The 11,690-nt window shown below is 25.9% G+C and carries 15 protein-coding genes; 8 read left to right on the top strand and 7 right to left on the bottom strand.

All coding sequences use genetic code 11. The annotated features are described in order from the left end of the window. The first annotated feature begins 11 nt into the window (after positions 1-11). A complete protein-coding gene (locus CRU91_RS08560) occupies positions 12-509 on the top strand; it encodes a hypothetical protein (RefSeq protein WP_113894808.1) in 498 nt (165 codons plus the stop codon). Positions 510-516: 7 nt separating this feature from the next. Here CRU91_RS08560 and CRU91_RS08555 read toward each other — a convergent pair whose 3' ends face one another. The 4 genes from CRU91_RS08555 to luxS are packed head-to-tail and all read right to left on the bottom strand — an operon-like array spanning position 517 to position 3,074. Beyond that, a complete protein-coding gene (locus tag CRU91_RS08555) occupies positions 517-1,329 on the bottom strand; it encodes a D-alanyl-D-alanine carboxypeptidase family protein (protein ID WP_113894807.1) in 813 nt (270 codons plus the stop codon). 45 nt (positions 1,330-1,374) lie between these two features. Then, positions 1,375-2,115, bottom strand: a complete 741-nt coding sequence (locus CRU91_RS08550; protein ID WP_113894806.1) for a tRNA (5-methylaminomethyl-2-thiouridine)(34)-methyltransferase MnmD — start codon at positions 2,113-2,115, stop codon at positions 1,375-1,377. Further along, entirely contained in the window at positions 2,116-2,556 is a 441-nt protein-coding gene (locus tag CRU91_RS08545) for a hypothetical protein (protein WP_113894805.1), read from the bottom strand. Positions 2,557-2,558: 2 nt separating this feature from the next. Next, positions 2,559-3,074 (bottom strand): S-ribosylhomocysteine lyase, encoded by a 516-nt coding sequence (gene luxS, locus CRU91_RS08540; protein WP_113894804.1) that lies wholly within the window; start codon positions 3,072-3,074, stop codon positions 2,559-2,561. A 143-nt stretch (positions 3,075-3,217) separates the two neighbouring features. On the opposite strand from luxS, the gene CRU91_RS08535 reads away from it, so the two are divergent. The 7 genes from CRU91_RS08535 (at position 3,218) to CRU91_RS08505 (ending at position 8,439) form a co-directional block, all read left to right on the top strand. Beyond that, complete coding sequence (locus tag CRU91_RS08535; RefSeq protein WP_113894803.1) at positions 3,218-3,655, top strand: MarR family winged helix-turn-helix transcriptional regulator; 438 nt, start codon at positions 3,218-3,220, stop codon at positions 3,653-3,655. Beyond that, positions 3,652-4,365, top strand: a complete 714-nt coding sequence (locus CRU91_RS08530; protein WP_113894802.1) for an SDR family NAD(P)-dependent oxidoreductase — start codon at positions 3,652-3,654, stop codon at positions 4,363-4,365. Before CRU91_RS08535 ends, CRU91_RS08530 begins: the two co-directional genes overlap by 4 nt. A 79-nt stretch (positions 4,366-4,444) precedes the next feature. Then, positions 4,445-5,572 (top strand): MlaE family ABC transporter permease, encoded by a 1,128-nt coding sequence (locus CRU91_RS08525; protein ID WP_235826983.1) that lies wholly within the window; start codon positions 4,445-4,447, stop codon positions 5,570-5,572. Between the two features lies 1 nt (position 5,573). Continuing rightward, positions 5,574-6,311, top strand: a complete 738-nt coding sequence (locus CRU91_RS08520) for an ABC transporter ATP-binding protein (RefSeq protein ID WP_113894801.1) — start codon at positions 5,574-5,576, stop codon at positions 6,309-6,311. Next, positions 6,311-7,225, top strand: a complete 915-nt coding sequence (locus CRU91_RS08515) for an MlaD family protein (RefSeq protein WP_113894800.1) — start codon at positions 6,311-6,313, stop codon at positions 7,223-7,225. Before CRU91_RS08520 ends, CRU91_RS08515 begins: the two co-directional genes overlap by 1 nt. Further along, on the top strand, positions 7,215-7,793 hold the full coding sequence (locus CRU91_RS08510; protein ID WP_113894799.1) for an ABC-type transport auxiliary lipoprotein family protein: 579 nt from the start codon (positions 7,215-7,217) through the stop codon (positions 7,791-7,793). Before CRU91_RS08515 ends, CRU91_RS08510 begins: the two co-directional genes overlap by 11 nt. 76 nt (positions 7,794-7,869) lie before the next feature. Then, a complete protein-coding gene (locus CRU91_RS08505) occupies positions 7,870-8,439 on the top strand; it encodes a hypothetical protein (protein ID WP_222718436.1) in 570 nt (189 codons plus the stop codon). Between the two features lie 7 nt (positions 8,440-8,446). Here CRU91_RS08505 and CRU91_RS08500 read toward each other — a convergent pair whose 3' ends face one another. Genes CRU91_RS08500 through CRU91_RS08490 form a run of 3 tightly spaced genes read right to left on the bottom strand, consistent with a single transcriptional unit; the run spans position 8,447 to position 11,636 of the window. Further along, complete coding sequence (locus CRU91_RS08500) at positions 8,447-9,484, bottom strand: AbrB family transcriptional regulator (RefSeq protein WP_235826982.1); 1,038 nt, start codon at positions 9,482-9,484, stop codon at positions 8,447-8,449. Continuing rightward, complete coding sequence (locus CRU91_RS08495) at positions 9,481-10,131, bottom strand: HAD family hydrolase (protein WP_113894797.1); 651 nt, start codon at positions 10,129-10,131, stop codon at positions 9,481-9,483. Before CRU91_RS08495 ends, CRU91_RS08500 begins: the two co-directional genes overlap by 4 nt. Before the next feature lie 2 nt (positions 10,132-10,133). Beyond that, positions 10,134-11,636, bottom strand: coding sequence for a peptide-binding protein (locus CRU91_RS08490; RefSeq protein ID WP_113894796.1), 1,503 nt, complete (start codon positions 11,634-11,636; stop codon positions 10,134-10,136). Positions 11,637-11,690: the final 54 nt, after the last annotated feature.

The following is an 11,690-nucleotide window of genomic DNA, read 5'->3' as shown; positions in this document are numbered from 1 at the left end:
TGGGGAGAAAAATGTTACAAGAAAAAAATATGATAAGCAAAGTATTAAATTTTGTTTATAACACTTCAAAGCAACCAATACTTTTAAAAGATTTATTAGTTGCTTCGAGACAGTTTAACAATGGAATGGAAGTTGATGCTGGAAGATTGGGCTTTAGATTGAAATTAGCAAGAGCATATTTTGTATATATAGTTTTAATTTTAGCAATACTTATACCAATATCTTTATTGACACATAAAACTTTAGCAATTATTGATCCACATATTTCAATAGTTGGTGGAATGGTAGTAACAGCATTGATTTTTATAGGATTTAACTTCTTTAGAGATAAGATAAAAGAGATGATGACACAAGAGGTTATAAAAAAGGCTTGGAGAGTTCATTTCCCATTTTTTGCTTATGAAGAATATAGTAAAAAAGTAAATCAGATTTTTGAAGAAGCTATGAGAGAAGAGATTCCAAAAAGGGATTTACAAAAATATATTTTAGATAAAGTTTCTACTTTATAGTAGAAGTTTATCTATTTTTTAAAACTGTATCTAAAGCTAATTTTGTATTTTCCCATCTATTTTGAGAATTTAACATAACCAATAAAATATCTTTTTTACCATCTTTTGCACGAGCTATTAAACAAGGTCCAGCCTTACTTGTATATCCAGTTTTTACACCAACCATATATTTTTCTTTTGGAAGAAGTTTATTGCTAGTGTGCATTTTGTAAGTTCGTTTTGTGTTTATAGCTTGAAAAGTGTAATTCTCTTTTTTTACAATAGTATTGAAAGTTTTATTCTTTATTGCATATTCTGTAAGTTTTAATAAATCACTAGCAGTACTTTTATGTGTTGGAGCATCGAATCCACAAGGGTTTTGGAAGTTTGTGTTAAGCATTCCTAATTTTTTTGCTTTGGCATTCATCATATTTACAAATTTTTGTTTATTTCCATTTCCTAAATATATGGCTATTGCATTTGCTGCATCATTTGCTGATTTTATCATAGCTGCATTTACTAAATCTCTTAAATAAAATTTTTCTCCAACTTTAAAATTCATAATAGTTGGTTCAACATTTTTCATCTCTTTTGTAATAGTTACAACTTTATCCATCTTTCCACTTTCTATTGCAATAATAGAAGTCATAATTTTTGTAAGACTTGCAGGGCTTAACTTTTGATTTGCATCTTTTTGAAAAATTAGCTGTTTTTTATTTAAATCTTTTACAATTATTGAATCTAAATCTTTTTGGATTTGTTGAAAAACTTGTTTATCACTATAAGAAAAAGCTAAAATAGGAGCAAAAAGTAAGATAAGAACTAGTTTTGATAGTCGCATTGTGTTCCTTGTGCGAAAAATTTGTAAAATTATAATCAAAACATATTAAATATCATATAAAGATTTTGCATTTGGATTGCGAATTTTTTTTAATTCCATATCAATATATTTTGCAGATATATTTTGTTTTGTTTTTAGTGCTAATGTTATTTTTAGTTTTGGTTTTGCTTCATATATAAAGAACCCAGCTTCATACATAGATAATCTTATAGGAGTTGCTATTGCATAGCTTGTTAAAATGGCACTTTTTTTACATATTTTATAAATATCATCAAAATACTCTTTTGTCCAAAGTTCTTTATTTACATCACTTGAAAAAGCATCTTGATAAACTATGTCAAAAAAATCTTTTGGTAATTTTTGTATATATTTTCTTGCATCTAAAATAGCAACTTCTATTTTGATATTTTCATCTTCATATTTTTGATTTGTAGATATTTCATTGATTATATTTTTTAATTTTTCAAACTCTTTTGGATAAGTAAAATTTTTTAAAGATTTTATCAAATCAAAATCCAATTCAACAGAATAAATATTGAGTTTTATATCTAAATTATTTTTATAAACATAGTAAATAGTAACCAGTGTATTGTAACCAATACCATAGCAAATATCTAAAATATTTAGTTCTTTTTTGTCTTTATGATATGTAAAAGCTGGAATTATATGTTTGTTTAGTGCTTCATTTATAGCACCATCTTGAGTATTGTGAAAGTGTTGATTGTATTTTAAAGAAAAAAGTGTATTTGAACCATCATCTGTGGTTACTAAAATATCTTCTTTCATCTATAAACCATATCCCCAATGGTGCATCTTCTTTGCAGTAAAAATCAAAACATCATCAAAAAGCTCTATTGTATTTGGAGCTTGAAATCCAAGATTTTCTAACATATCTAAAATCTCATATCTATTGTCATTTGATGTTTTTTCTAGGATGATGATATTTCCAGAGTTTTCTAAGGCTTTGTAGTGAGATTTTAAAATCTCTTCTTTATTTGTGCAATAAGATAAAATATTACTCAAAACTATATATTCAAAAACTCTTGCACTAGATAGTTTTGCACTATTTTCATCAATAAAAGATATATATTTTATTTTTCCTTGATTTTTGTTTTTTATTTCTTCTAAAGTGCTATTTACTAAGTCAAGATTATTGTCAATATGCAAAATAGAGATATTTATATAGTTACTAAATAAACCTTTGAAAAGTTCTAGTTTTTTCTCCAAGTTTAGTTTCCTAAACTTGAAAGTTTGTCTTCACTTAAAAATAGTTTTTCATTTGACATCACACCAATTTGTGAAGATAAAATATCACGAGCTATATCTTTTGCTTCATCAAGTGAGTGCATAGCACATGTTCCACACTGAAAAATATTTAGTTCTGGAATATCGCTTTGTTTTTCTACTTTTAAAACATCTTCCATAGCTTTTTTCCAAGCACTTGCCACCTCTTTTTCACTCGGAGTTCCAATCAAACTCATATAAAATCCAGTTCTACAACCCATAGGAGAAACATCTATGATTTCAACTGTTGGTGAATTTAAGTGGTTTCTTATAAATCCAGCAAAAAGATGCTCTAAAGTATGAATCCCTTTTTCACTCATCATTTTTTCATTTGGTACACAAAATCTTAAATCAAAAACTGTTATATTGTCACCCTTTGGAGTTTGCATAACTTTTGCAACTCTAACTGCAGGTGCTGGCATAATAGTATGATCAACTCTAAAACTATCTAATAATGGCATAAAAAATCCTTTTTTAAAATATACAAATTATAACTAAAGAGTTTTTATTTTAGGCTTTTATTAATATAATTGATAAAACAATAATTGTCTTGACAAGTATTTTATTTTGTAATATACTTTGCACTATCTAATAAGGAGTTATTATGAAATTTGATATGAATTTATCACTAGGATTTATTTTAAATAAAACAGCATTAATGTCAAAGACACTATTTGCTCAAAAAATAAAGGAATTTGATATTACACCTGAGCAATGGTCAATTATTTTTAGAACAGTAGAAACAAAAGGCTTAACACAAAAAGAGATTTCTGATTCAACTTATAAAGACCAAGCAAATATAACTAGAACTATTGATAGATTAGAAAAAAAAGGTTTTTTACAAAGAGAATCAAATAAATTGGATAGGAGAATAATCAATATTCATCCAACACAAAAAGCAATAGATATTGTAGATGATATTACTTTATGTTCATCAGATTTTAATGATGAATTAACAAAGGGCTTTTCACAAGATGAAAAAAATCAATTAATAAACTTATTAGATAGAGTTTACAAAAATTTACAAAAGGATAATTTATGAATCTTACAAATAAAGAAGTTTTAATAACTGGTGCAAATGGTGGATTAGGACAAACTTTTATAAACTATTGTTTAGAACAAAATGTAAAAAAAATATATTGTTGTGCTAGAAATATAGAGAATTTACAAAAATTATATAGTTCTAATGAAAAAGTAAAAATACTTACTTTAGATATTACAAAACAATCAGATATTAATAAGGTAGCTAAAACAATAAATTCAATAGATATTTTAATAAATAATGCAGGTTTTAATAGTGAAAAAAGAATTTTTGGAGAGATTTCAAATGATTTTGAAGTAAATACTTTTGGAACTTTAAATGTTACAAAAACTTTAAGTTCAAAAATCAAACAAGATGGGGCAATTATCACTATAAATTCAATTCTTGCTTTTATAAATCTTCCTACAATGGCTTTATATTGTGCTTCAAAAAGTGCTTTACATTCTATAATGCAAGCTTTTCGTGCAGAATTACAAAATAAACAAATAGAAGTATATGAAGTTTTTCCTGGTCCAATTGATACAAATATGGCAAAAAATTTACAAATGCCTAAAGCTTCTCCTATACAAATTGTAGAAAAAAGTTTTGAAGGTTTACAAAATAAAACTTTTGAGATTTTTCCAGATGATTTTTCACAAAATATATATTCAATGCTAAAAACTAATCAAAAAGAACTAGAAAAAGAGTTTGCAAATTCTGTACAAGCATAAAAAGATAGGTTAATTTCTATCTTTTTTTAAAAAAGATTATTTTTACAAAAATTAGATACTATAAAGCATTTTATTTTTGATGAAAGAAGATATGAAAAATTTTAAGTATTTTGCTTTAGAAGTAGTAGAAAATAACTATAAACTTATATTATTCGATATATGGGATAAACAAACCATCCCTTTTATCATAGAGAAAATAAAAGAGTTAAATATTTCAAAAATTAGAAAATTAACGATAGATTTTCAAAACTTAAAAGAGTTAGATAGCCTTGCTATCATCTATTTATTATCATTTTTAAAACATTTTAAAGAAGAAAATATCACTTTAGTAAATCTTGATAAATACAAAAACTCTTATGAATTTTATAAAAAACATTATCAAGACGAAGCTTTTAAAGGCAAAAGAAAAATAAACCAATTTTTTGAAAGTGTTGGTAAAAAAACTTATGAAATATATAGTTCAACAAAATTATTTATAAATTTTGTTGGTGAAGTTTTCTATTTTTTCATATACTCACTTTTAAATCCCAAAAAAATCAGATTTCAAGCTACACTAAAATATATAGAAACTTCAGCAGTAAATGCACTTTTGATAGTAGCAGTTACTTCTTTTTTAGTTGGAGTTGTTATTGCTTATCAAGGTGCAGTTCAACTTGAAAAATTTGGAGCAAATATATTTGTTGTTGAGATGATAAGTATAACTATGTTTAGAGAAATAGCTCCACTTGTTACTGCTATTGTCATTGCTGGAAGAAGTGCGAGTTCTTATACCGCAGAAATAGGAGCTATGAAGATAACAGAAGAGATAGATGCTATGCGAACTATGAACTTTGATCCAATACTTTTTCTAACACTTCCTAGAATTTTTGCTTTGAGTATTTCTTTGCCTTTATTGGTTTTTTTTGCAGATATTATTGGTGTAATGGGTGGAATGGTGATAGCATATACAAGTTTAGATGTTACATTTGTAGAGTTTGTAAATAGACTTCACAATGAAGTTCCAGTAAAACATCTATTGCTAGGAGTATTTAAAGCTTTGTTTTTTGGATTTTTTATCGCAATTATTGGTTGTTTTAGAGGTTTTCAGGTAGAAAATAATACTACAAGTATAGGAAAATATACAACGATTAGTGTTGTAAATGCAATATTTGTGGTTATTTTACTAGATGCAGTTTTCTCTGTAATATTCACTCAAATGGGAGTATAAGATGGATATTATAAAAGTTTCAAATCTTCACACATCTTTTGGAAAAAATATAGTTCATAATGATATATCTTTTAGTGTAAAAGAGGGTGAAATATTTGGAGTTTTAGGTGGAAGTGGTAGTGGAAAAAGTGTATTGGTAAAACAAATAGTTATGTTAAATCAAATTCAAAAAGGAACTATAAAAATCTTTGATAAAGATATTTCAAAACTATCTATGCAAGATATAGAAAAAGTAAAACTGGATTTTTCATATCTTTTTCAATTTGGTGCATTGTATTCATTTTTAAATGTGATTGAAAATATAAGTGTGATGTTAAAAGAGTACACAAATTTGCCGTCATCTTTGATAGAAAAAATAGCTTATACAAATTTGGATATTGTAGGACTTTCAAAACATACAGCAAAACTATATCCTAGTGAACTTAGTGGTGGTATGAAAAAAAGAGTTGCTCTTGCACGAAGTCTTGCTATGCAACCAAAAGTTCTATTTTTAGATGAACCTACAAGTGGACTAGACCCAGCAAGTACACAACAAGTAAATGAACTCTTACTTTATTTAAAGAAAAATCTAAATATCACAATAGTTATAATAACTCACGATTTGGAAACAATCAAAACAGTTTTAGACAGATTTATAATCATAAAAAAAGAGAAAATTTTTGATGGAAATATAAATGAAGCTTTAAACTCAAAAGATGAGTTTATACAAGATTTTTTAACACATAAAAAGGCAGACTGATGAATACAAAAATCAATTTTTTTAGGATAGGTTTATTTGTAAGTGTAATATCTTTTTTACTTGTGATTGCTATATTTTGGCTTGGCAAATATGGTTTAGAAGATAAAAAATATGATGATTATTTTATACATTTTGAAGAGTCTATTTCTGGATTAAATATCGGTTCATCTATAAAATATAAAGGTTTTGATGTTGGAGTTGTAAAAAATATAAAAATAAATCCATATAATTCTGAACAAATAGAAATAGAACTTCAAATCCAAAAAGGAACTCCTATAAAAGAGGATAATTATGGGATTTTAGGAAATTTGGGTATTACAGGGCTTAAATATGTAGAGTTAAAAGGTGGTAGTAATCAAGCAAAACTTTTAAAAGAAAATGAATATGGAATGAAAGTAATTCATTCAAAGAAATCAGCTTTGAGTAATCTTGTAGATTCAACTGAAGATATTACAAAAGAGTTTATGATAGTTCTAAGTCAAATTAAAAAAGTTTTAAATGATGAGAATTTGGAGAATATATCTTCTCTTATTTCAAAAAGTAATAGCAGTATGCAAAATATTGAAAAGCTAACTTCTTATTTAGCAACAAATGAGAATAAAATTGATGAATTATTGAATAAAATCAAAGATTTTACAGTTATAGGAAGCTCATCTTTTGTTAGTGTAAAATCTTCTGCTGATAACTTTAAAGCACTTACAACAAAGATGAAAGAGGATTTTGACAATGGAACTTTTGATATCAAAGGGCTAACTCAAGATAGTATTGATAATATCAATGTAGTTTTAAAAAGTTTAGAAGAGAATTTAAATCAAACTCAAGATTTAATAAAAAATTTAAATGAAAGCCCAAGTGATTTATTGTTTAAACAAAAAAATATAAAATATGGTCCAGGAGAGCAAAATGAGAAGTAAGATTTTAGCACTGTTATTGATTTTGGTATTTTCAGGGTGCAGTTTTAAACAACAAAGAGTAGATATAAATCACTACTCAATTGATTTTAAATCAAGTGAAAAAGTGGATAAAGCAACATTTGACTCAATTTTTATAGAAGATGTAAATGTAAATAGAAGTTTTAATCTAACATCAATTTTATACAATACAAAACCATATTTGTTTGAAGAGTATGCAAAAAATAGATGGGTAAATCTTCCAAGTAATATGATATATAATCAACTTACAGACTCTTTTATATCAAGTAATATTTTTGAAAATATAGTTTTAAGAGATAAAAAAATAGAGTATAAATATGCTTTAAAAACTGAAGTTATAAAAATATATCAAACATTTAAAGATGATAAATCTTATGCTATTTTGAAAATAAAATTTGATTTGATAAAAGATAATAAAATTCTGAAATCATACAATTTTGATAAAGAGATATTATGCGAAACAAATGATGCTTATGGTTTTGTGAAAGCTGTAAATAGTGGCTTTGATGAGGTTGTAAATAGTTTGTTGGATAGCTTACTATTAATTTAATATAAGTATTAGAATAATTAATACATAATTAATTGTTTTATCATATAATTCTTATTTAAATTATAAAGGAATTGATGTGAAACAAATTTTTAATAATGAAATATTAGATAGTCTGAAAAAAGATAGTTTTATTGATAAAAAGTTATTTTTAAGAGAATTGATTCTAAATGCTAATAAATCAGTAATAAAACTAGAAGAACTAAAAAAAGAAAAAATATTTATCAATGAGTTAAAAGAATATAAAGGTCGTATTGAAGTATATTTTGAGCCATCTGATCAATCAATAACAGTAGTAGACAATGGTATAGGATTTAGTAAAGATCAACTTATTGAACTTACTAAAACATCTGATATTTTAGCAGTTTTTTTAGTATCAAAAAATATTTCAATAATATCTAAAAAAATTGGTGAAGATACTGCATATAAATGTAAAATACAAAATGGTGAAATATCTGTAAACTCTTGTGTAAATGAGGAATATTCAGGAACTGTTATTTATATAAAGCTTGAACAAGAATTTGCAGAAAGTTTTACAAATATAGATAAACTAAAATCTTATATAAATGAGTTTATAAATCAGATAAATATTGATTTGTTTTTAAGTTATTATGAAGATTTTGAAGAAAAAATAGAAAAATTAAATTAAAATATAATTACTTCAACCTTTTAGCAATAATTGGTGCAATATTCATCACAATAAAAAGTCTTACAATATGGTGCAAAGTTATATAAGGTAAATTTGCACCAACTAAAATAGCTATTAAGTTTATCTCTGTTTGACCACCAGGACCAAAGGCAAGTAATATATCCAAAGCCTTAAAATCTAAACTATAAAAAATAATTGCTATAAAAATAGCACACAAAAGAATCAAAATAGCGAAGTGTCCCAAAGTAGCCACCAAAGTTTTAAGGATTGTTTTAATGCCAACATCTCTAAAAGTAAATCCTATGATTGAACCAAAAACGATTTGTATAAACTTTAGCAACTCATCTGGAATATGAGTATTTACAAAACCAGTAGAGTACAAAACTATACTTACAATCATAGGACCTATTAAATAAGCAGCTGTTAGTTTTAACTTTTTGGCTAACAAAGCACCAAATATACAAAAAATATAGATATATGAAAAATCAAACATATTTATATCTTTTATAGGAGTTGTTAAAAGCTGGTTACCACGAATATCTATTTGAAAAATATATTGAATTATAAAAGGTAAAGATACTACAACAAAAAAAAGCCTTGAACTTTGCATCAAAGTTATCTTTGAAGTGTCTGCTTTTAGTTCTTGTCCGATTATCACCATTTCTATTACACCACCAGGCATTGAGCCTAAATATGAGGTTTTTAAATCATATTTTAAAACTTTGTAGTAGTAAAATGTTCCAAAAAATATAACTAAAATTGTAAAAGGAATTACCAATAAAAGGCTTATAGCATAGTGTGGAATAAACTCTAAAATTTGTGGTGTAAAAGCACTCCCAATAGTAAGTCCTATCAAAATTCTAGCTGGTGCTGAAAAGAGTTTTGGGCTTTGTATTGGAATTTTATCAAATCTTATGAGTAAACTTGTAGCAAAAATACTTCCTAAAAGCCAAGGCAAAGGAAGATGCAAAAATATAAATAAAATTGAGCCACAAAAAGCAACTAGCAAAGCTAGTAGCATTTGAAAAATAGAGTTTATATTCATATATTTGCTAGATATTTTACAGCTTCAAAAGAGTTTTTTTTGACAATATCCGTATATTTTAAAAGTTCTTCTTCATTTGAGTAACCACATAATACTCCAATAGATTTTATTGAAGCATTTGAAGCTGAGATTAAATCAAGTTTTGTATCTCCTATCATAAAAGCTTGATGTTTTGTATCATCATAGTTTAAACTTTGTAAAGCTTTTAGAATAGGTTCTTCGTGTGGTTTTGGATTTTGCACATCTTCTCTTCCAATAATTACTTCAAAGTGTTTCAAAATATCAAAGTTCTCTAAAATAGGAGTTGAGTAAATCCTAGTTTTTGTTGTAACTACTCCAAGTCTTGCAAAACTTGAAGCTAGATTTACAGCTTCAAAAGCATTTTCAAGTAGTAGTGTTTGTGCAACTGAAATATCTTTGTATCTATTTTTATAGCTATCTACAAAATCCCAAACTTTTGCCTTATCTACTCCTAGATTTTCAAACATAATATCAAGTGGATAACCTATCAAATCTTTTATATTTTCGTCAGTTCCAGTAAAATCAAAGTTTTGTTCTTTAAAAGCAAATCTAAATGTAGATATTATGGCATCTGTTGAATCTATCAAAGTTCCATCTAAATCAAAAAGTATTATTTTGTTTTTCAAATTTATTCCTTTATTTCCCAATCTTTTTGATTGTGTAAAATCCCTGTAAAAGTTGGTTCGATATTTTCTATTTTGTTATTAACAGCAGTAATTCCATCTGGAATATATAAAAAAAGATATGGTAAATCATCAGCAATAGTTTTAAAAATCTCTTTATAAATTAGTGATAATTCATCTTTATTTATAGTATTTATACCTTTTTCTATGAGTTCATCAACTCTATCATTTTTATATCCAGCTAGATTAAATCCTCCTAATTTATCACTAGAACTATGCCAAAGAGGATAAGCATCAGGAGTTAAAGGCATAGACCAACCTAAAAGTATAGCTTCAAATTTTCGTGGGTGTACAACTGTATTTAAAAAAGCTTGCCACTCCATAACTCTTATTTTCATATTAACACCAATTTTTTGAAGTTGGTATTGAAGTATTTGAGCAGCATTTACTCTTATATCATTTCCAGTATTTGTAATAACTTCAAATGTAAAAGGATTTTTTTCATCATATCCTGCTTCTTTTAATAATTCTTTTGCTCTTTTTATATCTTGAACTACGGGTTTAACTTCTTCATTATAAGCATAAGAGTGTGGCATAAATGGACCATTACAAACTTGTCCATACCCAAAAAACAAAATATCAACTAACTCTTGTCTATTTATAGCTAAAGATATAGCTTCTCTTATTTTTTTATCTTTAAATTTTTCATCTTTTAAATTAAATCCCAAATAACTATATGTAAAAGCTGGTTTTTGTATGATTGTATAATCTTTTTTAAAATTATCATCTATTTGTCTATTTAGTTGTATTGGGTCAAGTGTTCCAATATCGAGTTTTTTCTGTTTTAGATATAAAAAAGATGTATTTAAGTCTGGTAAGAATTTATATAAAATCTTATCAATTTTTGGTTTTCCTTCAAAATAATCAGGATTTGCAATAAGTTCTATATCTTGACCTATTTTAAACTCTTTTAACATATACGAACCTGTACCTATTGGATTTTTGTTAAAAGAACTTGTCATTAGATTTTCTTCATCTTTTAAAATATGATATGGTAAAAGTCCAACCATCCAAGTTTCAAGTGCTTTGAAATATGGGTTTTTATAGTTTATCTCAACTGTTAAATCATCTACTATTTTTACATTTTCAACTTCATTAAAATTTGATTTTATGGAGTTAAAAACTTTTGGATTTATGATTTGCTCGTAAGTAAAAACTATGTCTTTTGAAGTGACTTTTTGTTTATCATGCCAAAAGGCATTATCTTTTAATTTTACAATCAATTTTGTTGGGGTTTCAAATTTGTATGATGAAGCTAAATCAGTTGTTATATCTCCATTCTTATCATATTTGAAAAGTCCATTAAAAAGCCAATCAGATATTTCAGAACTTGCAGTATCATTGGCTAAAACAGGATTTAATCTACTTGGGCTTGAACTCATACTTAAAGTAATAGTTGAAGCATTTAACGATATAAAAAAAATTAGGTTGATTAGTAAAAATTTCATAGGATATTTTATAGTTTTTTTACAAAAAATCCCATAAATTGGCTTTAACTTTTT

Origin of the sequence: Aliarcobacter vitoriensis, from assembly GCF_003316695.1 — a bacterium.
Taxonomy (GTDB): domain Bacteria; phylum Campylobacterota; class Campylobacteria; order Campylobacterales; family Arcobacteraceae; genus Aliarcobacter; species Aliarcobacter vitoriensis.
Note: the sequence above shows the minus strand (reverse complement) of the source record. Positions and strands in the feature narration are given on the sequence as shown.